This window comes from Muriicola sp. SD30 (genome assembly GCF_041205185.1).
In the GTDB taxonomy this organism is placed as follows: Bacteria; Bacteroidota; Bacteroidia; order Flavobacteriales; family Flavobacteriaceae; genus Muriicola.
Genome location: NZ_JBGEWB010000004.1, coordinates 92152 through 115134 on the forward strand (window position 1 = coordinate 92152; position 22983 = coordinate 115134).

At 43.5% G+C, this 22983-nt stretch carries 17 protein-coding genes; 8 read left to right on the forward strand and 9 right to left on the reverse strand.

The window, feature by feature from the left end; genetic code table 11:
* The first annotated feature begins 88 nt into the window (after positions 1 to 88).
* The 5 genes from ilvD to AB8P51_RS12915 are packed head-to-tail and all read left to right on the forward strand — an operon-like array spanning position 89 to position 7221.
* Positions 89 to 1783 (forward strand): dihydroxy-acid dehydratase, encoded by a 1695-nt coding sequence (gene ilvD / locus AB8P51_RS12895; RefSeq protein ID WP_369749260.1) that lies wholly within the window; start codon positions 89 to 91, stop codon positions 1781 to 1783.
* A 38-nt stretch (positions 1784 to 1821) separates the two neighbouring features.
* On the forward strand, positions 1822 to 3555 hold the full coding sequence (ilvB, locus tag AB8P51_RS12900) for a biosynthetic-type acetolactate synthase large subunit (RefSeq protein ID WP_369749261.1): 1734 nt from the start codon (positions 1822 to 1824) through the stop codon (positions 3553 to 3555).
* 5 nt (positions 3556 to 3560) lie between these two features.
* Complete coding sequence (ilvN, locus tag AB8P51_RS12905) at positions 3561 to 4091, forward strand: acetolactate synthase small subunit (protein WP_369749262.1); 531 nt, start codon at positions 3561 to 3563, stop codon at positions 4089 to 4091.
* A 22-nt stretch (positions 4092 to 4113) separates the two neighbouring features.
* On the forward strand, positions 4114 to 5589 hold the full coding sequence (gene ilvC, locus AB8P51_RS12910) for a ketol-acid reductoisomerase (protein WP_369749263.1): 1476 nt from the start codon (positions 4114 to 4116) through the stop codon (positions 5587 to 5589).
* 39 nt (positions 5590 to 5628) lie between these two features.
* Entirely contained in the window at positions 5629 to 7221 is a 1593-nt protein-coding gene (locus AB8P51_RS12915; RefSeq protein WP_369749264.1) for an NADP-dependent glyceraldehyde-3-phosphate dehydrogenase, read from the forward strand.
* A 10-nt stretch (positions 7222 to 7231) separates the two neighbouring features.
* Here AB8P51_RS12915 and leuB read toward each other — a convergent pair whose 3' ends face one another.
* The 5 genes from leuB to recG form a co-directional block, all read right to left on the reverse strand.
* On the reverse strand, positions 7232 to 8293 hold the full coding sequence (gene leuB, locus AB8P51_RS12920; protein ID WP_369749265.1) for a 3-isopropylmalate dehydrogenase: 1062 nt from the start codon (positions 8291 to 8293) through the stop codon (positions 7232 to 7234).
* A 22-nt stretch (positions 8294 to 8315) separates the two neighbouring features.
* Positions 8316 to 9833: an alpha-isopropylmalate synthase regulatory domain-containing protein gene (locus tag AB8P51_RS12925; RefSeq protein ID WP_369749644.1), complete on the reverse strand. Its 1518-nt coding sequence runs from the start codon at positions 9831 to 9833 to the stop codon at positions 8316 to 8318.
* Between the two features lie 77 nt (positions 9834 to 9910).
* A complete protein-coding gene (gene leuD, locus AB8P51_RS12930; protein WP_369749266.1) occupies positions 9911 to 10507 on the reverse strand; it encodes a 3-isopropylmalate dehydratase small subunit in 597 nt (198 codons plus the stop codon).
* Between the two features lie 13 nt (positions 10508 to 10520).
* Entirely contained in the window at positions 10521 to 11936 is a 1416-nt protein-coding gene (gene leuC / locus AB8P51_RS12935) for a 3-isopropylmalate dehydratase large subunit (RefSeq protein WP_369749267.1), read from the reverse strand.
* A 117-nt stretch (positions 11937 to 12053) separates the two neighbouring features.
* Complete coding sequence (gene recG / locus AB8P51_RS12940; protein WP_369749268.1) at positions 12054 to 14159, reverse strand: ATP-dependent DNA helicase RecG; 2106 nt, start codon at positions 14157 to 14159, stop codon at positions 12054 to 12056.
* Positions 14160 to 14221: 62 nt separating this feature from the next.
* Between recG and AB8P51_RS12945 the strand changes: the two genes are divergently transcribed.
* Both AB8P51_RS12945 and AB8P51_RS12950 read left to right on the forward strand, forming a co-directional pair.
* On the forward strand, positions 14222 to 16327 hold the full coding sequence (locus AB8P51_RS12945; RefSeq protein ID WP_369749269.1) for a M1 family metallopeptidase: 2106 nt from the start codon (positions 14222 to 14224) through the stop codon (positions 16325 to 16327).
* Complete coding sequence (locus AB8P51_RS12950) at positions 16324 to 17235, forward strand: patatin family protein (RefSeq protein WP_369749270.1); 912 nt, start codon at positions 16324 to 16326, stop codon at positions 17233 to 17235. Before AB8P51_RS12945 ends, AB8P51_RS12950 begins: the two co-directional genes overlap by 4 nt.
* A 3-nt stretch (positions 17236 to 17238) precedes the next feature.
* Here the strand turns inward: AB8P51_RS12950 and AB8P51_RS12955 are convergent, their stop codons facing one another.
* The 4 genes from AB8P51_RS12955 to AB8P51_RS12970 form a co-directional block, all read right to left on the reverse strand.
* Positions 17239 to 17757 (reverse strand): hypothetical protein, encoded by a 519-nt coding sequence (locus AB8P51_RS12955; protein ID WP_369749271.1) that lies wholly within the window; start codon positions 17755 to 17757, stop codon positions 17239 to 17241.
* A 106-nt stretch (positions 17758 to 17863) separates the two neighbouring features.
* The gene (locus AB8P51_RS12960) at positions 17864 to 18673 is read right to left on the reverse strand and encodes a hypothetical protein (RefSeq protein ID WP_369749272.1); all 810 of its coding nucleotides are present in this window, start codon (positions 18671 to 18673) and stop codon (positions 17864 to 17866) included.
* A gap of 21 nt (positions 18674 to 18694) precedes the next feature.
* Positions 18695 to 19975: an amidohydrolase gene (locus AB8P51_RS12965; protein ID WP_369749273.1), complete on the reverse strand. Its 1281-nt coding sequence runs from the start codon at positions 19973 to 19975 to the stop codon at positions 18695 to 18697.
* 9 nt (positions 19976 to 19984) lie between these two features.
* Positions 19985 to 20530 carry a DsrE family protein gene (locus AB8P51_RS12970; protein WP_369749274.1) on the reverse strand — a complete coding sequence of 182 codons (546 nt, stop codon included), beginning with the start codon at positions 20528 to 20530 and terminating at the stop codon, positions 19985 to 19987.
* Positions 20531 to 20658: 128 nt separating this feature from the next.
* Between AB8P51_RS12970 and AB8P51_RS12975 the strand changes: the two genes are divergently transcribed.
* Positions 20659 to 22983 carry an ATP-dependent helicase gene (locus AB8P51_RS12975; protein ID WP_369749275.1) on the forward strand — a complete coding sequence of 775 codons (2325 nt, stop codon included), beginning with the start codon at positions 20659 to 20661 and terminating at the stop codon, positions 22981 to 22983.

Consider the following 22983-nt stretch of genomic DNA (forward strand, 5'->3'; position numbering starts at 1 on the left):
TTTATCGTAGCATACAATGTAAATTAAGACGTGGTTTTTAAACAAGTATCTTTGAAACCTATAGGATTTATTAAGAAAACCGGCACATTTGGGAAAGACAAGCACAGAATTAAATAAATACAGTAAGAATGTTACACAGGATCCTACCCAGCCCGGAGCGCAGGCGATGCTATATGCGATCGGATTGAGCGAGGAGGATTTAAAGAAGCCCCTTATCGGGATAGGAAGCACTGGATACGAAGGAAATCCATGTAATATGCACCTTAATGACCTGGCCCAACATGTAAAGAAAGGTCTTGACGAAAAGGGGTTGGTAGGTCTGGTATTTAATTCAATCGGCGTCAGTGATGGGATATCCATGGGTACCTATGGGATGCGTTATTCCCTGCCGTCCAGGGATATTATAGCTGATTCGATGGAAACAGTTGTGCAGGCGATGAATTACGATGGGTTGGTGACAGTTGTAGGTTGTGACAAAAACATGCCCGGAGCTCTGATGGCAATGATCAGACTTAACAGACCATCAATCCTGGTTTATGGAGGTACCATTGCGTCGGGATGCCTTAACAATAAAAAACTAGACATTGTAAGTGCTTTTGAAGCATGGGGGGAGAAAGTGGCCGGCACCATGAAGGAAGATGAGTTCAAGCAGGTAATCCAGAATGCCTGTCCGGGAGCGGGTGCTTGTGGAGGAATGTATACCGCAAACACCATGGCATCAGCTATCGAGGCCCTGGGGATGGCTATGCCCTATAACTCTTCTAACCCTGCTATAGGATCAGAAAAAGAAGTAGACTGTCTGAATTCGGGCAGAGCATTGAGACATCTTATTGAGAAGGATATAAAGCCAAGTGATATCATCAGCAGAAAATCACTTGAAAATGCTGTCCGACTTATCACAGTTTTGGGGGGCTCTACAAATGCGGTGTTGCATTTCCTTGCAATTGCCAGGGCTGCAGAGATTGATTTTACCCTCGATGATTTTCAAAGGATCAGTGATACAACGCCATTTCTCGCCGATCTAAAACCCAGTGGAAAATTCCTGATGGAAGACGTCCATAGGGTAGGAGGTATACCTGCGGTTATGAAGTTTATGCTCGAACATGACATGTTACACGGGGATTGCCTTACTGTAACGGGGAAGACCATAGCAGAAAATTTAAGTGAGGTTCCTTCGCTGAAGGAGGGGCAGAAGGTTGTACATTCTTTACAGGACCCTATTAAGGAAACGGGACACCTGCGTATTCTTTATGGTAACCTGGCAGAAGAAGGAGCTGTAGCAAAAATCACAGGGAAAGAAGGCTATCATTTTACAGGTCCGGCCAAAGTTTTTGACGATGAATTCAAGGCTAATGAAGGGATTGGAAAAGGCCTGGTAAAAAAAGGCGATGTGGTAGTGATCAGGTATGAAGGCCCAAAAGGAGGGCCAGGAATGCCTGAAATGCTCAAACCTACTGCCGCCATAATGGGAGCAGGATTGGGAAAAGATGTTGCTTTGATCACAGATGGCCGGTTTTCAGGAGGAACCCATGGATTTGTTGTAGGACATGTTTCCCCTGAGGCTCAGGAAGGAGGCGCAATCGGATTATTGAAAGATGGCGACATGATTACAATTAATGCCGTGGAAAACAGTATTAGTGTGGCATTATCTGAAGAGGAATTGGGGCAGCGCAGGAGTCAGTGGAAACAACCACCTTTAAAAGTGCGAAAAGGGAGTCTGTACAAATACGCAAAAATCGTATCGTCAGCCTCTAAGGGGTGTGTAACCGACCAGTTTGAGTAGAAAAAGAAATATAAATATCGGGTTGAAAGGCAGTATTTATGGATACAATAACAAAAAAGAAAGCATCAGAAAAGAATCCTAAGACGATGAGAGTTAGTGGTGCAGAAGCGATTATACACTGTCTGCTGGCAGAAGGTGTCGATTTAATTTATGGTTATCCGGGTGGAGCTATAATGCCCGTATATGATGAACTTTATAAGTTCCAGGATAAACTAACACATATTCTTACTCGTCATGAGCAGGGTGCTACACATGCTGCACAAGGATATGCCAGGGTTAGTGGAAAAGTAGGTGTTGCTATGGCAACTTCAGGACCAGGGGCAACCAATCTGGTCACGGGCCTGGCAGATGCCCAGATCGATTCTACTCCCATGGTTTGTATAACCGGACAGGTGCCCAGGCATCTTCTGGGCTCAGATGCGTTTCAGGAAACCGATATTATTGGTATATCCACCCCGGTAACCAAATGGAATTACCAGGTCACCAGGGCTGAAGAAATTCCCGGAATCATGGCCAAGGCATTTTTTATTGCCAGATCGGGAAGACCCGGACCTGTCCTGATCGATATCACCAAAAATGCACAGTTTGACGAGCTCGATTTTCACTATGAAGCCTGTACAGGAGTTCGAAGTTATAAGCCAACACCAAAAGTAAAAGAGGCCAATCTGGAGCAGGCCGCCGAGCTGATCAATTCGGCTAAGAAACCCTTTATCGTTTTTGGGCAGGGAGTCATTTTAGGGGAAGCGGAAAATGAACTAAAGGAATTTGTTGAGAAGTCGGGCATACCCGCTGCATGGACCATCCTTGGTTTATCAGCCTTAAATACAGACCATCCGCTTAACGTAGGTATGGTAGGGATGCATGGTAACTATGGCCCTAATGTGCTTACCAATGAATGTGATGTCCTTATTGCAATCGGAATGCGTTTTGACGACCGGGTAACCGGTAATCTTGAAACTTACGCCAAGCAGGCCAAAATTATCCATATGGAAATTGACCCTGCGGAGATCAATAAAAATGTAAAAGTAGATGTAGCATTACTGGGTAATGCTAAAGAAACGCTGGGATTATTGATTCCCATGATCAAAAAGAACAGTCATGAATCATGGCGTAACGAATTCAGCTTGCGGTATGAGGAAGAGTTCAAAGCTGTTATTGAGAAAGATCTGCACCCAAAAAAGGAAGGATTAACCATGGGGGAAGTGGTAGAGGAAATAAATAAAGCATCAAAGAATAAAGCGGTTATTGTTACGGATGTAGGGCAACATCAGATGGTGGCCTGCCGATATGCCAAGTTTAACCAGTCGAAGAGCAACATAACTTCCGGAGGTTTGGGAACTATGGGTTTTGCCTTACCGGCAGCAATAGGGGCTAAGATGGGAGCTGAAGACCGCGAAGTAGTTGCAATTATCGGAGATGGAGGATACCAGATGACCATTCAGGAGCTGGCGACCATCTATCAGAATAAAACGGCTGTAAAGATTGTCGTATTGAATAATGATCACCTTGGAATGGTAAGACAATGGCAGGAGCTTTTCTTTGAGCGTCGATACGCTTCAACCGTCATGACAAATCCCGATTTTGTAAAAATTGCGGAAGGATATCACATTAAAGCCCAACGGGTGACAGAACGAAAAAATTTAAAAGCTGCTGTTCAGGAAATGATGGCCTCTAAAGAACCTTATTTCTTAGAAGTGAAAGTGGAAAAGGAAGACAATGTCTTTCCAATGATCCCTTCAGGTGCTTCCGTATCAGATATAAGATTAAAGTAAAAACGATGGAGAAAAAATGGTTTACCATCTCAGTATATTCGGAAAACAATGTCGGATTGCTGAATAGAATATCGGGGATATTTTTAAAGCGACACATTAATATAGAAGGCCTAAATGTCTCTAAATCAGAAATAGAGCATGTGTCAAAATTTACAATTGTTGTAAATACTACCGAAGATTGGACGAGAAAAATTGTGGCGCAGATAGAAAAGCAAATTGAAGTAATCAAGGCTTTTTATCATACTGATGATGAGATTATTTATCAGGAATCTGCCCTTTTTAAAATCGATTCACATTTACTATTTGACGAACGACAAATTCAAAATATTATAAAGGAGAGCAATTCCCAGATTGTAACTGTTTCCAGGGAATTCTTTGTTCTTGCAAAGACCGGCAGAAGGCATGAAATTGACGAAATGCACGATGAACTTGAGCCATATGGTATTATGCAGTTTGTCCGTTCTGGTCGAATTGCGGTCACCAAAGCGTCTATGCCCATTTCTGCATTACTAAATGAATACGAAAACGAAAAATAACGAGATACTAACAACAACACGCATGACAAATTATTTTAATACACTTTCTCTGAGAGACAAACTGAAACAACTTGGGCAGTGCCGTTTTATGGACACCACTGAGTTCACGGATGGTGTATCGGCACTAAAAGGAAAAAAGATTGTGATTATTGGCTGTGGAGCCCAGGGTCTTAATCAAGGCTTGAATATGAGGGATTCAGGGCTGGATATCGCCTATACACTGCGTGAGGCTGCCATTTCAGAAAAAAGGACATCCTTTGTCAATGCAACGGAAAACGGTTTTACTGTGGGCACCTATGAAGAACTGGTACCCTCGGCTGATCTGCTGATTAATCTGACTCCAGATAAGCAACACACCAATGTGGTTAAAAACGTTATGCCATTGATGAAAAAGGGGGCTACTCTTTCATATTCACATGGTTTCAATATTGTGGAAGAAGGTATGCAGATCAGAAAGGACCTTACTGTCATCATGGTAGCACCTAAAAGTCCCGGTTCTGAGGTGAGAGAAGAATACAAAAGAGGCTTCGGGGTTCCAACCCTTATCGCTGTCCATCCCGAAAATGATCCTGAGGGTAAAGGGCTTGCGCAGGCCAAGGCTTATGCAGCCGCTACTGGTGGGCATAAGGCAGGGGTACTGGAATCTTCCTTTGTGGCAGAGGTTAAATCGGATTTAATGGGAGAACAGACCATACTTTGTGGCTTGCTCCAGACAGGCTCCATTCTGTGTTTTGACAAAATGATTGAAAAAGGAATAGATCCCGGATATGCCTCTAAACTTATTCAATATGGATGGGAAACCATCACTGAAGGTCTAAAATACGGTGGTATAACTAATATGATGGATCGACTAACCAATCCCGCTAAAATTAAGGCATTTGATCTTTCGGAGGAGTTGAAAGAAATTATGCGACCGCTTTTTCAAAAGCATATGGATGATATTATGAGTGGTCATTTTTCCAAAACGATGATGGAGGACTGGGCAAATGATGACAAAAACTTACTTAGCTGGAGGGCAGCGACAGGGGAAACTGCTTTTGAGAAAACACCAGCCGGTGACGATAAGATTTCTGAACAGGAATACTACGATAACGGGGTTCTAATGGTTGCCATGGTAAGGGCAGGAGTAGAACTGGCTTACGAAGCCATGACAGATTCGGGGATTATCGGTGAGTCGGCTTATTACGAATCTTTGCACGAAACCCCCCTGATTGCAAATACAATTGCCAGGAAAAAGCTCTTTGAAATGAATCGGGTAATATCGGATACAGCTGAATATGGCTGTTATTTGTTCGATCACGCCTGTAAGCCTCTTTTAAAAGACTTTATGAAAAAGGTCGATGTGGATGTGATTGGAAAATCCTATGGGGCATCAAGAGATAATGGTGTGCCCAATGCCAGGCTTATTGAGATAAATAAAGCTTTGCGTGAGCATCCTGTTGAACAGGTGGGTGCCAGACTGCGAGCATCGATGACAGCGATGAAACCTATCGTTTAAGGTTTTAATTTAGATGAATCTTTAGAGAAAAAATAGCACATGGACACAGAAGTAGCATTAATTCCGGATCCTTACAAGATCGACAAACAGATTCATCAGAAAACCTATTTGGTGAATGGAGAACTCAAAGCCTGGGACGGAGCCGTAACAGAAGTATTTTCTACGATCTCATCAACAGAAAAATACGAACACACCATTCTTGGTAGTATTCCTGATTTGGGCGAAAAAGAAGCCATGGACGCCCTGGAAGGAGCCCTCGGAGCCTATGATCAGGGAAAAGGAGTTTGGCCCACTATGAAGGTAAGTGACCGGATTGAATGCATGGAAAAATTTGTGGAGCAGATGAAAACCAAGCGCGATCAGGTGGTAAAACTACTGATGTGGGAGATTGGGAAATCACTGCCCGACTCTATCAAGGAATTTGATCGAACCGTAGATTACATTTACGATACTATTGAAGATTACAAAGAACTCGATAGAAACTCGGCCAAATTTCACAAACATGAAGGTGTTTATGCCCACATCAGACGAGGCCCTTTGGGAGTCGTTCTTTGCCTGGGTCCTTATAACTACCCCTTAAATGAGACATTTGCTCTCCTTATCCCGGCCTTAATCATGGGGAATACCACCATTTTTAAGCCGGCTAAGCACGGGGTATTGCTGATCACTCCTTTACTGGAAGCTTTTAAAAACAGTTTTCCCAAGGGAGTTGTAAATATTCTATTCGGGAGGGGGAGAACTGTTGCCGCCCCGATAATGAAAACAGGAAAGGTAGATGTACTGGCCTTAATCGGAAACAGTAAATCGGCTAATGCCCTGCAGGATCAACATCCAAAAAGTAACCGATTAAGACTGGTACTGGGTCTGGAGGCAAAAAACCCGGCTATTATTCTTCCCGATGCCAATATGGAGCTTACCATTGAGGAATGCATCACCGGGACCCTTTCTTTTAATGGTCAGCGTTGTACTGCCCTTAAAATTGTTTACGTACACGAAGAAGTCAGGGAAACCTTTTTAAAACAGTTTGCCGCTAGGGTAGATGAACTCAAATTTGGCAATCCCTGGGATGAAGGGGTAAAGCTTACCCCTCTGCCAGAACCCGGTAAGCCCGAGTACATACAGGAACTAATAGATGATGCCCTTGCTAAAGGAGCGAAAATCATCAATAAAAAAGGTGGAAAGCATTTTGATAACTATATCTGGCCGGCCGTTCTTTATCCTGTGACAAAAGATATGAGGGTTTATCAGGAAGAACAGTTCGGACCTGTGATCCCGGTACTTTCTTTCCAGGATATCGAAGAGCCTCTGGATGATATGGCTGCGAGTAATTACGGCCAGCAGGTGAGCTTGTTTGGGAAGGATGTCTATACCCTGGCTCCTCTGATCGATACCCTAGCCAATCTGGTTTGTAGGGTGAATCTGAATAGCTCCTGCCAACGGGGACCCGACGTCTACCCATTTACGGGGCGTAAGGATTCTGCACAGTCAACCCTTAGCGTTCACGATGCCCTGAGATCTTTTTCAATACGAACCTTTCTGGCATTTAAGGATAATGAGATCAATAAAGAGACCGTAAATCAGTTGTTGGAAACCAAACTGTCTAATTTCACCAGTACGGAGTATATTCTCTAAAGCCGGGAAGCTAAAAATTTATATATTTTGCAAGCCAGTCGCCCACTTCACTAGTCTTGCGACCCTGGCCTTTATCTGCGAGGTCTTCGGTGACAATTCCATTTGAAAGGGATTTGTTTACCACTTCTCTTATGGCTTCCGCTTCCTTAGGCAAGCCCAAGTCGTCAAACATCATGGCCGCCGACAACACCGTTGCCAGGGGATTTGCGATGTCTTTTCCGGCAGCCTGAGGGTAGGAACCATGGATGGGCTCATAGAGGCCAATCGATTCTCCCAGAGATGCCGATGGCATTAGTCCCATAGATCCGGAAATAACCGACGCTTCATCTGTGAGGATATCACCAAAGAGATTTTCTGTTATCAGCACATCGTAGGAATTCGGCCATTGTACCAGGCGCATAGCTACGGCATCTACAAACTCGTAAGACACTTCAACTTCGGGATAGTCCTTCTCCATTGCCTGCACGGTTTCCCTCCACAATCGTGAAGATTCGAGCACATTTGCTTTATCCACACAACAGAGTTTTTTGGATCGTTTCATGGCCATTTCAAATCCTTTTTTAGCCAGGCGTTCTACCTCCATTCGCGTATATGTACAAGTGTCAAATGCGGTATTTCCATTATCCTCTCTCCCTCTTTTCCCGAAATAAATACCTCCGGTGAGCTCACGAAGAAAAACCAGATCGGTGCCTTCAATTCTCTCCCTTTTCAGGGGGGAACGGTCAATTAGAGAAGGAAAGGTGAACGTAGGCCTCACATTGGCAAAAAGTCCTAGTTTCTGCCTCATCTTTAACAAGCCCTGCTCAGGTCTTACTTTTGCCGAAGGATCATTGTCGAATCTGGGATGTCCTATAGCACCAAATAAAACAGCATCCGAGTTTACGCAGATGTTGTGTGTGTCGTCGGGGTAGGGGTCTCCCACAGCATCTATGGCCGCCGCACCGGTCAATGCGGGTTTCCAGTGAATCTTGTGATTAAATTTACTTGCTACAGCATCGCAAACCTTTACGGCTTGTTCCACGACTTCAGGACCGATACCATCTCCTGCCAATAGGGCAATAGTTAATTCCATAAAAAAGTTTTGTTTCTGGAGGTTAAATAATGTTGAGCATTTTTTCTGTTGCCTTAATGGCGGATACGGTCTGGTCAGAATCAAGTCCCCTGGTTGTGAATTCTTTATCTGCCATTTGCCATGTGATTATTGTTTCACATAAGGCATCCGAATTACTGCCCGGAGGTATTCTAACCGCGTAATCCACCAGGTTGGGCAAACTTTTTTTCTTTGCCCTGTATACTTTTCTCAAGGCGTTCATAAAGGCATCAAATTGCCCATCGCCCTGTGCGTGTTCTTCAATGGTCTCGCCCTCAAACTCGACGCATATAGTTGTAGAAGGCTGGAGGCCCTTGGCATGGGTAAGAACATATGATTTCACAAAGACCTTCTGCTGGTAACCTTCACTGTCCAGGACATCGGAAATAATATAGGGCAGATCATCTTTGGTAACCCTTTCCTTCTTGTCTCCCAATTCGATAATCCTGGCGGTCACCTTTTTAATTTCTTCATCGTTTAGTGTAAGTCCCAACTCCTGAAGATTCTTCTGGATATTGGCTTTTCCCGATGTTTTACCCAGGGCATATTTGCGTTTTCTACCGAATCTTTCTGGCAGAAGATCATTAAAGTATAAATTCTTTTTATTATCTCCATCTGCATGTATTCCAGCAGTTTGGGTAAATACATTATCTCCAACTATTGGTTTGTTGGCAGGGATGACAAAGCCAGTAAATGCCGAAACCAATTTACTCACTTTAAAGAGAGAAGATTCCTGTACATTAATCCTGTATTCAGGTAAAAAATCATTTAATACAGCCACTACACTGGCAAGTGGAGCATTCCCTGCGCGTTCTCCCATCCCGTTAACGGTAAGGTGGAGTCCCTGGCATCCCGCTTTTACCGCTTCCATTACATTGGCAACACTGAGATCGTAATCGTTGTGTCCGTGAAAATCGAAATGTATCCCGGGGTAACGCTGTACGATCTTCCCTATAAATTCGCCTGTTTCCCCCGGAGTCAGGACTCCTAATGTATCCGGTAAAAGAATGCGCTTCACGGGCTGGGTAGCAAGAAAATCCAGGAAACTAAAGACATACTCAGGAGAATTACGCATCCCGTTACTCCAGTCCTCGAGATATACGTTGGTTGAAATTCCATGCGACTGGGCTTGTCTAATTACTGCTTCAATTTCTTTAAAATGCTCTTCAGGTTTTTTCTTTAACTGATGAGTAAGGTGATTGAGCGATCCTTTAGTCAGCAGATTTTGCACTTTGGCACCTGCCTCTTGCATCCATTCTAATGATAGTCCGCCATCTACAAATGTTAGAACTTCTACACGCTCTTCGTATCCCTGGTCCAATGCCCATTCAAGGATGTTTTTTACCGATTGGAATTCTCCCTCTGAAACCCTTGCTGAGGCAATTTCAATACGATCAACCTTTAATTCTTCCAGCAACAGCTTCGCCATTGTCAGTTTTTCAGAAGCCGAAAAGGATACACCGGATGTTTGCTCCCCGTCTCTCAACGTAGTATCCATAATTTCTATGGTTCGCTGTGTCACAGCACCTTTTTCCGGAGTTTTTTTCCGGGGTTTTTGTGAGGGGGATAATGCGGCTTCAGGCATGACGTAATAATATTTTATAAAGGCAGACCGCCGGCAAAGTCCTCGATCTCGTCTTTCATACTCAGAAGATAATCTATGTCGTCATATCCGTTAAGCATGTTTTCTTTTTTGTAAGGATTGATGTCGAACTCTTCCTGTTCTGAACTCGCGTCAATAGTAATAGTTTGCGAAGGAAGATCAATGGTAAATTCAGCCTTGGGATCCTTTTCAATGGCTTCAAAGATCTTTTGGAGGAAGGTCGGACTCACCTGAACCGGTAAAACACCAATGTTAAGGCAGTTATTCCTGAAAATATCAGCAAAAAAGCTCGAAACCACACAGCGAAAACCGTAATCGTAAATGGCCCAGGCAGCATGCTCCCTGGAAGATCCGGAACCAAAATTTTTACCACCAACCAGGATCTTGCCCTGGTAAATAGGATTATTCAATACAAAATGTTCCTTAGGACTATTATCAGGGTGGTAACGCCAATCCCGGAAAAGGTTATCCCCGAATCCTTTACGCTCCGTAGCTTTTAAAAACCGGGCAGGAATAATCTGATCTGTATCCACATTCTCAATAGGAAGGGGAACAGCGCTGCTTTTTAGTACGTTAAATTTATCGTAAGCCATAATTCAATGCAGTTTAAGCGGTTTCTAATTCCATTAATTCCCTCGGATCGGTAACCCTTCCGGTAACGGCTGCTGCTGCTGCCACTAACGGACTTGCCAGTAAAGTACGAGCTCCGGGCCCCTGCCTTCCCTCAAAATTTCGATTTGAGGTACTCACGGCGTATTTTCCAGCCGGGATTTTATCATCATTCATAGCCAGACAGGCCGAACAACCAGGCTCTCTTAACTGAAAACCGGCTTCTTCCAAAATTGCCAGTATTCCTTCCTTTTCAATAGCTTCTTCAACCCTATGCGAACCTGGAACCAGCCAGGCTGTAACGTGATCTGCCTTTTTCCGACCTTTAACCACCTCTGCAAAGGCCCTGAAATCCTCTATACGGCCATTGGTACAACTTCCGAGAAAAACAAAATCAATCTTTTTACCTAACATGGCATCTCCTTCTTTGAAATCCATGTATTCAAGTGATTTCCTGTAAGTAGCTACGCCTCCATCCATAGATTCAGCAGTGGGGATCCCTGAGGAGATTCCTATACCCATTCCCGGATTGGTTCCGTAGGTAATCATAGGTTCAATTAAAGATCCATCAAAGACGACCTCTTTATCAAATTCTGCATCTGCATCGGAATACAAGGATTTCCAATAAGCCATTGCCTTATCCCATTCTTCCCCTTTTGGTGTGAATTCTCTTCCTTTGATATATGAGAAGGTCTTTTCATCAGGAGCGATCATTCCGCCTCTTGCACCCATTTCAATACTCAGATTGCAGACGGTCATCCTTCCTTCCATAGACATGTTCCTGAAGACTTCCCCGGCGTATTCCACAAAATATCCCGTAGCTCCGGAGGTAGAAAGCTGGGAAATTATATAAAGGGCTACATCCTTGGGAGTTACTGCCTTGTTCAAACTTCCATCAATGGTAATCCTCATTTTTCTGGGTTTGACCTGCATGATACACTGAGTAGACAAAACCATCTCTACTTCTGAGGTACCAATACCAAAGGCAATAGCGCCAAAGGCCCCGTGTGTGGAAGTATGCGAATCGCCACATACTACGGTAACCCCGGGTAGGGTAATGCCATTTTCAGGCCCAATAACATGAACGATCCCATTTTTCTGATGCCCAAGTCCCCAATAGGGTATTCCATGCTCCTTTGCATTTTCTTCCAGTGCCTTCAGCTGATTTGCCGAAAGAGGATCTTTTACCGGAAGGTGTTGATTAATTGTAGGGGTGTTGTGATCGGCAGTAGCAAATGTACGTTCAGGGTAGAGGACCTTGCTATTGCGATTTTTCAACCCCAGAAATGCAACCGGACTGGTAACTTCATGTACCAGGTGCCTGTCTATAAATAAAACGTCGGGGCCTTTCTCAATTTTTCTTACTACATGAGAATCCCATACTTTGTCAAATAGTGTTCTCTGTTCACTCATTGTCAATGTTTTCTAAGCCCACAAAACTAATTCATAGGGAATTGAATCGAAATAATAGCTGCAAAAAATTACGATGTTCAAACTTCGGATATTGCCATCTTATCCATCTGTTAAGTACTAACTGATATAATTCCAGATGTTCTTATTCCTGATCAATTCAAGATATGTGATCCTAAGCGGGTGGTTTTTTTCTAGGATCAGATCAGGGTCTTCCTGCAAGACACGCATGGCGTAAAATCGCGCCGTTTTAAGGATATCATTGTCTTTAACAATATCAGCAATTTTGAGGTTCAGGAGTCCGCTTTGCTGGGTTCCCATAAGATCTCCCGGACCGCGAAGTTTAAGATCCACTTCGGCGATTTCGAACCCATCATTGGTCCGTGTCATTGTTTCCAGGCGGGTTTTGGCCTCTGAGGAAAGTTTCTGTCCTGTCATCAGAATACAATAACTCTGTTCTCCGCCACGCCCAACACGGCCGCGCAACTGATGTAACTGTGAGAGGCCAAATCGTTCTGCACTTTCAATGATCATGACTGTCGCATTTGGGACGTTAACACCAACTTCGATTACCGTAGTTGCCACCATGATCTGTGTTTCTCCTTTCACAAAGCGGTTCATTTCGTAGTCCTTATCATCAGATTTCATTTTCCCATGGACGATGGAAATCTGATATTCCGGAAGGGGAAAATCTCTTACCATGCTCTCATATCCATCCATAAGATCTTTATAATCCAGGGCCTGGGATTCTTTAATAAGTGGATAAACCACGTAAACCTGCCTGCCTTTCTTTATTTCCTCTTTGAGAAATCTGAAGACTTTTAATCTATTTGAATCATAACGGTGGACAGTCTTCACAGGTTTTCTCCCTGGGGGTAATTCATCTATTACCGATATGTCCAGATCACCATACAGGCTCATGGCAAGGGTACGGGGGATGGGGGTAGCCGTCATGACCAGAATATGTGGGGGAATCTCATTTTTATGCCATAATTTCGAGCGCTGCGCCACTCCAAATCGGTGCTGTTCGTCAATGATGGCAAGTCCGAGGTTGTTGAATTGAACCTTGTGCTCAAGCACAGCATGTGTGCCCACCAGAATATGAAGACTACCATCTTCCAGTGCCTCATGTATCTCCTTCCGATTTGATTTCCTGACAGAACCCGTTAGAAGGGCTATGGAAACATCCATTTCTCCAAGGAGTTCTTTGAGACTGTTAAAATGTTGATTGGCGAGAATTTCAGTAGGAGCCATCAGGCAGGACTGGTAACCGTTGTCAAGGGCCAGTAGCATGCTCATTAGTGCAACAATGGTCTTTCCTGAGCCCACATCTCCCTGTAAGAGTCGGTTCATTTGGGCATTGCTCCCTAAATCGGCCCTGATCTCCTTGATTACCTTTTGCTGCGCTCCGGTCAGTTGAAACGGAAGATACTCTTTGTAAAAGGTGTTGAATTTCTTCCCTACGTGCTGAAAAGGAAAGCCCTTTATCTTTTTTTTTCGCAACAGGTTCTTTGAGATAAGCTGTACCTGTATAAAAAAGAGCTCCTCAAATTTTAACCTGAATTGGGCCCTTGCCAATTTATTTTGATCCCTGGGAAAATGTATATTCAGTAATGCCTCCTTTCGGGGTATGAGCTTGAGATCTTCCAGGAGGGTTGGCGTGAGTGTCTCTGCAAAAGCGCCCTTGGTCTCGATAAAGAGTTGTTGTAAAAGTTGACTCAGCACTTTATTAGTGATCCCTTTATTTCCGAGTTTTTCGGTAGAGGGATAGATAGGCTGCATTTTGATGCGCAAACCTTTTTCATGATCAGACAACAATTCCATGTCCGGGTGCGGCATAGAGAAAACACCATTAAACCATTGTGTTCTGCCAAATATGACATAAGGCACATTAAGCTTCAGCTGTTCTTTAATCCATTTGTGGCCTCTGAACCACACTAATTCCATCTCCCCAGTCTCATCCACAAATCGGGCAACGAGTCGTTTTCCTTTTTTTTGTTCTACCGTTTTTATGTGAACAATCCTGCCTGTAAGCTGAAGTTCTGCAGAATTACGCTCCAGCTCATTTATTTTGTAATATCTCGTCTTATCAATATAGCGGTTAGGAAAGTGATGTAGAAGGTCGTTGTAGGTTTCAATTCCCAGTTCTGCTTGCAATACCTGTGCCCGGTTTGGACCTACCCCTTTGAGATACGTAATCGGGGTTTGCAGAAGATTGGGTTTCATTTGTCTAAATTAATGGTTACAAGCTTGAACTGCAACAGATCAAAATACTAATTTTGGGAAGTATGAGTAGATTATTGAAGTGGGGCCTAGTCCTTTTCTTTTTCATGTTCCAACTTTGTTATGTGACAGGGCAGGAAGGAAGTGCATCCGACTTTCTGCAGGGTGATATCATGTTGAAGGTCGATCCGTTTAATGAGACTGTTCAGGGGCAGGTACAGTATCATTTCAGCATTAATAACACCGTTGATTCTGTTTATCTCGATGCAAGAGCGATGAATATCAGCAAAGTAAGGCTCAATGGAAAAAAGGTTCGATACAGCTATGATGGGAGATATCTTGTTCTATTCCGAAAATACCGGGAGAACAAGGAATATTCTATAGACATCCATTATTCCTGTAAGCCCGATCAGGCGATGTATTTCCTTGGCTGGAATGATACCATTCCAGGCAACGAGCAGGTGTGGACCCAGGGACAGGGCAAATACAACAGTCATTGGGTTCCCAGTTTTGACGAGATGTCAGAGAAGGTCAGCTTTAGTATCAGCATTGATTTTCCGAAAGACTATGAAGTGATCTCCAATGGCAAATTGATTAAAACCACTAATCATGATCAAACCAGATCCTGGTATTACGAGATGATTAAACCCATGAGTAGTTATCTCCTTGCCTTTGCCGGAGGACGATACAGTTCTGAAAGAAAAATTTCGACTTCGGGCATACCTCTATATCTATATTATTACCCACATGATTCACTGAAGACCGAACCCACATATCGGTACACTAAAGAAATATTTGATTTGCTTGAAAAAGAAATAGGGGTGCCGTATCCCTGGCAGAACTACAAACAAGTGCCGGTGCGGGATTTTCTCTATGCGGGAATGGAAAACACTGGAGTGACGTTATTTTCAGATAGCTTTATGACAGACTCGACTGCCTTCAAGGATAGAAACTATGTAGATGTCAATGCACACGAACTGGCGCATCAATGGTTTGGCAATCTTGTTACCGAACAGGATGCCTCCAGCCACTGGCTGCACGAGGGGTTTGCAACCTATTATTCATGGCTGGCCCAAAAAGAATTCCTGGGGGAGGATCATTTCTACTGGATGCTGCTTGATAAGGCTGACGATCTGGAAACTGCCGACAGGGAAGGGAAGGGAACATCCCTTCTTGATCCCGCAGCTGACAGCCTTACGTTTTACGAAAAAGGAGCCTTTGCAATTCTTATACTTCGCGAGTATTTAGGAGATCAGAACTTCAGCCAAGGAGTAGAGGAATTTCTAAAGGCCTTTGCATTTAAAAATGCCACGGTGGACGATTTTCTTGCGCAATTAGAAGCAACATCCGCCACTACGCTTGAAAGTTTCCGGCAGCGTTGGCTGGAAAGCAAAACATTCCATGAAAAAGAGGTTATACAGTATTTACGTAAATCATACCCTCCAATAGATCAGTTTTTTAAGGCGAGGTTAGAACTTATCTCCAGTACGGAGGATAATGAGGCAATAATTAAGAGGTTTTGGGAAAGTACAACTTCCTCCGAATTCAGGAAACGCCTGCTTCTTCAACACCACAGGTCACTCTCTACTGAATTCCTGAAAAAGGCCTTTAATAGTACCGACTTCAAGGTGAGGCAGGCCCTTTCCTTTCTCCCAGGCCCTGTACCCGAAGAGCTGATTGAGGATTACGAGTCTTTATTGAATGACAAGAGCTATATTACACTTGAGAATGCATTGTTCAAACTCTGGATACTCAGACCCGGACAACGAAATACATACTTAGACAAGTGCAGCGGAATAACCGGCTTTTCCAATAAAAACATCAGGCAATTATGGTTGCTTTTGGCTATCTTGACCAGGGATTACCTTCCCGTTGAAGAGCTGGAGGAGTATAGAAAGGAGCTGTTTTCTTATACGGCGGAACCGTATCCAATGGAAGTTAGACAGCTGGCTTTTCAACTCATTGGTGAAGTTTTTCCTTATGAGGATAGAAATCTTAAGGATCTGGTCAACGCTGCCGTTCATCCGGCCTGGCAATTTCGCCAATTTGCGAGGACCATCCTTAAAGACCTGTTAAGTGATGAAGTACAGGAGGAAAGATTGAGATCGATTCTGAAGGAACTTAAAGGCGAGGAATATGAATATTTGTCAAACGAATTAAACCGGGAATGAGAGCATTGGTAATATCAGGGGGTGGGAGTAAGGGCGCATTTGCCGGGGGTGTAGCTCAGTTCCTTATGGAGCAGCAGAAGCACCAGTACGATCTGTTTTTGGGGACGTCTACGGGCAGCCTTTTGATTTCCCATCTGGCACTACAGAAAATTCAGAAAATTAAGGAAGTATACACCTCAGTTACCCAAAATAGTATTTTCAGTAACTGCCCATTTACAATTCAAAAGAAACACGGGGTGTCCAATATTGGGATAGCCCACTGGAATGTGCTGAAAAACTTTTATAACGGTAGTAAAACTTTCGGCGAAAGCCACAATTTGCTGAAGCTTATTAAGAATACCATTACTCCGGAAGAATTTGAAATTCTGAAACACGGACCCAAGGATATTGTGGTTACTGTATCGAATTTGTCCCTGAACCAGATCGAGTACAAATCCATTAACGATTTTGAATACGATGATTTCTGTGAATGGATCTGGATTTCTTGTAATTACACCCCATTTATGAGCCTGGTTAGGAAGGAAGGCTGTGAATATGCCGATGGCGGTCTGGGCAGTATGGTTCCTATCGAGGAAGCGGTAAAACGCGGGGCTAAGATTGTAGACGCCATAATCCTGCATACAGAAACCACTCATTTTAACCGTATGCCTTCTAGAAATGCATTTTCCCTGCTTACGAATATGTTTGCTTTTATGCTCGATCGTATCGAAGGGCAAAACATTCGCATCGGAAAGTTTGTAGCTAACAACAATGATGCGATTATCAACTTTTACTATACGCCCATCGTTTTAACTACCAATTCGCTCATCTTTGAGAAAGAAAAGATGACGGCATGGTGGGAGAGTGGATTTCAATATGCCGAAGCGAAAAGCCACCAGCAAAGTCAGTTACAGATAGAACTGGAATAGAGGTTACCAGAGATCACTAATCTCTTTTTTGACAAATGCCAGAGCAGTAGCCGACGGAGATTGTTTGTCCATTGTTTCATTCAGGATATCTTCCCTGAGTTTGTCAGCAGAATCTGATTCACTCATTCCGGCACGGCGTATCGCTTGTATAGTAGCACTTTTAGCCGCCTTAATTACATTCCAGCATTCATCACTCATATAGATCTGTTGTGATAAATTGTGGTCGAATTCATTTTCTATATTCCTGATCAGCAGGTTTTCATAAGCCGCTTTGTCTGCCGAAACAGGAGCAACACGAACCACTAAATTTGGAATGGAAATTCTTTCCAGGAAAAGCGCCAGACGTTCGTAAGCCTGTAAACGTATTGGAAGCGCACTCTTCTGAGAATCTTTGTGCAGAAGATAACGCCTTCTGCCTTCTTCATTTTTGGTATGCAGTCTGAAAAAATAAAAAGCAACAGCCCCTGTGACTACCGCCGGTAATAAATAGCCGAATAGTTGTAAAATTCCGTCTCCGGTCATAATTTTTTGGTGTTTGATTTGATTTCTGAAACTACAACGCAGGGAACAAATAAAAAGTATACCAGGTATCCTGGTTTATCCGGAAGTCCCTTCATCTCATTTTGATCTATTTCATCATATCCTTTACGGTCTTATAAAAGGTGTCATAAGGGGGTTGTACTTTAATCCGGGTACTGGTTTCTATCCCGCTAAAGCCGTATTCACTTTTCCCAGTTGCCTCTAAGCGCAAGGGTGCAATTCCGAAATTTTCAGTTAATACCGAGACTACACCTGCCGCTTGCAATGAACTGAGGGCCCAATTGTTTTTTAATTTCAACTCTTTAAAATCGAGAGCATTGCTGTTGGTTTCGACTGTAATCTTAAGCTCGGGATATTTTTTGAGAACCGCTGCTATTTTTTCCAATACCGGCAAGGCTTCGGCAACTACCTCAAAGTTTCGGTCTACTTCCTTAAATAGAAATACGTTATCAAGAATCAGCGTTACAGCTCCATTACTCAGGCCGGTTTTTACCTCTGTACCCAGATCATTTTTAAAATTGGTAAGCAAAGCAAGGGTGAGAGAATCTGTCTGAGTAAGCGCAGCACTAATATTCTTTAACTGATTTTCCTTTGATCTGAGTGTCTCCAGCGACTTACTGATATTATCGGTTTTCTTGTTTGAGAGTTCAGTAAAATTGGTAAGATTCTGCAATAAGGAGGCATTAGTGGCCCTTAACTCCTCCATTTGAAAATTGACAGCCTCCATCTCAGCTTTGTATTTGGCAGCTTCCTGCTTTACGGAGGAAAGTTCAGCCTGCAACTCCTGAAGTTCAACCTCCTTCTCCGTCAATTGGGCCTGGAGTTCCTTTTTACTCTGACTTAAACCAATACCGCATATTAATATCATCAGCAATATTGTAATCACTCTCTTTTTCATTTTCTCTTTTCTGATTGTTAATTAGGACTTATTTAAATAGTCAAGGCTAAGTTCAGTAAGGGCTTTAACTCCTAAGATCAACCCGCTGTCATCTATTATAAAATCCGGGGTATGGTGTCCAAAGGACTCTGTATTACCCGGTGTCATCCCGCCGAGAAAGAAGAAAAAACCGGGAACTTCTCTTTGAAAATAAGAAAAGTCCTCAGCTCCAGTAATAGCTTTTTGTTCTACCACATTGCTTTCTCCTGCGACCCGTATTAAGGTGGGAAGCATGGCCGACACCAGCTTAGGCTCGTTGTAGGTAATATCCGTAGCGTCTTTTATTTCAATAGTAGCTTCACCTCCATACGCTTTGGCAATAGCGGGCACCATTTCCATCATTCTTTTATTGAGCTTGTCCTTCATGTCGTAATCCAGTGTTCTGATAGTACCGAGCATTTCTGCACTTTCAGGGATTATATTGAACCTGACACCACTTTTGATCTTTCCAACTGTAATTACCGCCGCCTCATTGGTTAATTCGGTTTCCCGACTTATAATCGTTTGCAGTCCGTCTATAATTTTGGCACTGATCAAAATAGGATCAACACCGGCCCAGGGTCTTGAGCCGTGAGCTTGTTTTCCTTTTACATTAATTGTAAAGCTCTGAGCAGCTGCCATGGTGCCTCCCGACTTATACCTGATCATACCCACGGGGGTTTGAGAATTGATGTGTAAACCAAAAATGGCATCTACATCGGGGTTTTTAAGAACCCCTTCCTTCACCATAAGTTTGGCACCCCCCTCTTCTCCGGGTGGAGGGCCTTCTTCAGCAGGCTGAAAAATAAACTTAATCGTACCATTAATCTTATCCTTGTTGTTAGCCATTACCTCTGCAACACCCATCAGAATGGCAGTATGTGTGTCGTGACCACAAGCGTGCATCACTCCAACTTTCTCTCCCAGAAATTCGGAAGTGACAGTAGATTTGAAAGGTAAATCATTTCGCTCGTAAACTGGAAGAGCATCGATATCGGCTCTAAGGGCCACAGTTTTTCCAGGACTATCGCCTTTTAAAATACCCACAACCCCGGTATGTGCCACTCCCGTCTGTACTTCAATCCCTAGCGAGGTTAAATGAGCAGCAATTTTAGCGGCGGTTTTAAATTCTCTGTTAGACAGTTCGGGATTCTGATGTATGTCTCTTCGCCATTCGATCACTTTAGACTCAATATTCTGATATGCCTCCTCCAGATCATGGGATTGGGCAAACGTATTAATGCCAAACAGACAACAAAGGCATGCAATTAAAGTAGTTCTCATATTTAGAAATTAAAATTTAACAAGTTGATACCCCTGATTCTGGAGTTGTATTAATGCGGTCATGGCCGATAATCCGAATTGCACTCCCTCTATAGTTTCTGATCTGGGAAAATCACGGGAGAAGGAAGACTGACCGCAAAAAATAATTTGTACTCCCGCATCGAGCAGGGCTTTAACCATTTCTTCATTCGGATTCTCAATACCGTATTTTTTTTGATATTCCTCACTGTTCATGATGTCCTTAGAAGCCTTGTTATGTACTACAAGGGCTACGCTCAGGTTCTCCAGTGGCACTCCCGCCTGTGCGTGCATATTGAGAAACCTGGCAGCGGTTTCAATACTGGCATTGAGATCGGACTTAGACTCCGGGCTGTTCATGATGTCAAAAACCACCTTCAAAGGCTCTTCCAGGGAAGTCGCATAATCAGGATTGTCAACAGGCCACACTGCACCGTATTTGGCAATGACCGGCCCTTGCTGACGCGTCTGGGCAGCTAGCATATTTGGAAAAATTATCAGACCAAAAAATGCAAGTAACAACGGTTTAGATGTCATAGAGAGGATTAAAAGCTAAAGATATTCAAATTGAATAAAATTGTGGCGCATTGTTTATAATAATTAAAACGGGTGTTTTAGCAACCGCTCAATAATGGCTAACTTCACGTTTTTAAATCGGGACATTTTTGAAACATTTTTTAGACGATCTCAATGAGGCTCAAAAGGCGCCTGTTCTGCACAAAGACGGACCACTGATGGTTATTGCCGGTGCGGGTTCGGGCAAAACCCGTGTTCTTACATATCGTATCGCGCACCTGATGGAACAGGATGTGGATGCCTTTAATATTCTCGCCCTGACCTTTACCAATAAAGCGGCCAGGGAGATGAAGAAGCGAATCGCTGATTTGGTGGGTACTTCTGAGACAAAGAACTTATGGATGGGAACCTTCCATTCGGTTTTTGCAAGGCTACTCAGGTATGATGGAGATAAACTGGGCTACCCCAGTAATTTTACAATTTATGACACCCAGGATTCACAACGATTGATAGCTTCGATTATAAAAGAAATGGGGCTCGACAAGGATATTTACAAATACAAACAGATCCAGAATAGAATCTCATCGTATAAGAACAGCCTGATTACGGTCAAGGCCTATTTTCAGAACCCCGAATTGCTGGAGGCAGATGCCATGGCCAAAAGACCCAGACTGGGGGATATTTATCAGCAGTATGTAGATCGTTGCTTTAAGGCCGGAGCCATGGATTTTGATGATTTGCTCCTGAGAACAAACGAATTACTCACCCGTTTTCCCGAAGTGTTGCTTAAGTACCAGGATAGATTCCGATATATTCTCGTGGATGAGTATCAGGATACCAACCATTCCCAATACCTGATCGTTAAGGCGCTCTCCGATCGCTATCAGAATATATGCGTAGTGGGAGATGATGCCCAGAGTATTTACTCCTTCAGAGGGGCAAATATTACCAACATCCTGAATTTTCAAAGGGATTATGACGACGTAGCCGTGTATCGCCTGGAACAGAATTATCGTTCAACAAAAAACATTGTCAATGCAGCCAATGCCATCATCGCCAAGAATAAGAATCAGTTAGAAAAAGTGGTATGGACCGCCAATGACGAAGGTTCAAAAATAAAACTGCACCGTTCTGTGACAGATGCAGAAGAAGGCCGGTTTGTAGCGAGTTCCATTTTTGAGAATAAAATGCAGCAGCAACTGCCGAATGGCCATTTTGCCGTCCTCTACAGGACGAATTCACAATCCAGGGCCATTGAGGACGCCTTGCGAAAAAGGGATATCCCTTACAGGATTTACGGCGGACTTTCATTTTATCAGCGGAAGGAAATAAAGGATGTGCTTTCCTATCTCAGACTGGTGATCAATCCCAAAGATGAAGAAGCCCTGAAGCGGGTAATTAATTTTCCTGCCAGAGGTATCGGGCAAACTACCTTGGACCGTTTGACCGTTGCTGCCAATCACTACAACAAATCGATTTTCGAAATCATTGAAAATCTGGATAAAATCGATCTGAAAATAAATTCAGGAACCAGGCGAAAGCTGGAGGACTTCGTGAATATGATTAAGAGTTTCCAGATCATGAACAAAGAAGCAGACGCTTTTACTTTGGCAGAGCACGTAGCGAAAAAATCAGGACTCCTGCTTGAATTCAAAAAAGATGGAACACCCGAAGGAATCGCCCGGATGGAGAACATTGAAGAGTTGCTCAACGGAGTTAAGGATTTTGTAGAAGGACAGAAAGAGTTGGCCGATGCCAAGGGAGACCTCACCGAATTCCTCGAGGATGTAGCGCTGGCAACTGATTTGGATAAGGATACCAGTGATGAAGACAGGGTAGCCCTTATGACTGTGCATATGGCCAAAGGCCTTGAATTTCCCTATGTCTATATAGTAGGAATGGAAGAAGATCTTTTTCCATCTGCGATGAGTATGAATACGAGAAGTGAGCTGGAGGAAGAACGACGCCTCTTTTACGTGGCCTTAACAAGGGCCGAAAACCAGGCATATCTCACCTACACCCAGAATCGATACCGATGGGGGAAATTGATTGATGCAGAACCGAGCAGGTTCCTCGAAGAAATTGACGAGAAATTCATTGACAACCTTACACCGGTTGATAATTACCGATTTAAACCATTGATCAATACCGACATTTTCGGGGATGTTGACAAGAGTAAACTCAGGCAGAACAAACCAACAAATGGGACACCGCCCGCAGTAGGCAAACCAACCCAGGATCAGCTGAGGAAATTAAGAAAGATAAGGCCCAACCTGGGGGATCCTGCTCCCGGGAAACCTATGGCTATGCCCGACTTATCTGTTGGGACTTTGGTGAATCATACCCGTTTTGGCAAGGGAAAGGTTATCAGGCTCGAAGGAGTGGGAAATGACAAAAAGGCTGAAATCTTATTTGAAAAGGGAGACGTTAAAAAACTCTTACTCCGATTCGCAAAACTGGAAGTTTTATCTTAG

Bases quoted from the DNA above. Each gene is read 5' to 3' on its own strand.
- ilvB (WP_369749261.1), top strand. From the start codon at position 1,822: ATGGATACAATAACAAAAAAGAAAGCATCAGAAAAGAATCCTAAGACG.
- ilvN (WP_369749262.1), top strand. From the start codon at position 3,561: ATGGAGAAAAAATGGTTTACCATCTCAGTATATTCGGAAAACAATGTC.
- ilvC (WP_369749263.1), top strand. From the start codon at position 4,114: ATGACAAATTATTTTAATACACTTTCTCTGAGAGACAAACTGAAACAA.
- AB8P51_RS12915 (WP_369749264.1), top strand. From the start codon at position 5,629: ATGGACACAGAAGTAGCATTAATTCCGGATCCTTACAAGATCGACAAA.
- leuB (WP_369749265.1), bottom strand. From the start codon at position 8,293: ATGGAATTAACTATTGCCCTATTGGCAGGAGATGGTATCGGTCCTGAA.
- leuD (WP_369749266.1), bottom strand. From the start codon at position 10,507: ATGGCTTACGATAAATTTAACGTACTAAAAAGCAGCGCTGTTCCCCTT.
- leuC (WP_369749267.1), bottom strand. From the start codon at position 11,936: ATGAGTGAACAGAGAACACTATTTGACAAAGTATGGGATTCTCATGTA.
- recG (WP_369749268.1), bottom strand. From the start codon at position 14,159: ATGAAACCCAATCTTCTGCAAACCCCGATTACGTATCTCAAAGGGGTA.
- AB8P51_RS12945 (WP_369749269.1), top strand. From the start codon at position 14,222: ATGAGTAGATTATTGAAGTGGGGCCTAGTCCTTTTCTTTTTCATGTTC.
- AB8P51_RS12950 (WP_369749270.1), top strand. From the start codon at position 16,324: ATGAGAGCATTGGTAATATCAGGGGGTGGGAGTAAGGGCGCATTTGCC.
- AB8P51_RS12955 (WP_369749271.1), bottom strand. From the start codon at position 17,757: ATGACCGGAGACGGAATTTTACAACTATTCGGCTATTTATTACCGGCG.
- AB8P51_RS12960 (WP_369749272.1), bottom strand. From the start codon at position 18,673: ATGAAAAAGAGAGTGATTACAATATTGCTGATGATATTAATATGCGGT.
- AB8P51_RS12965 (WP_369749273.1), bottom strand. From the start codon at position 19,975: ATGAGAACTACTTTAATTGCATGCCTTTGTTGTCTGTTTGGCATTAAT.
- AB8P51_RS12970 (WP_369749274.1), bottom strand. From the start codon at position 20,530: ATGACATCTAAACCGTTGTTACTTGCATTTTTTGGTCTGATAATTTTT.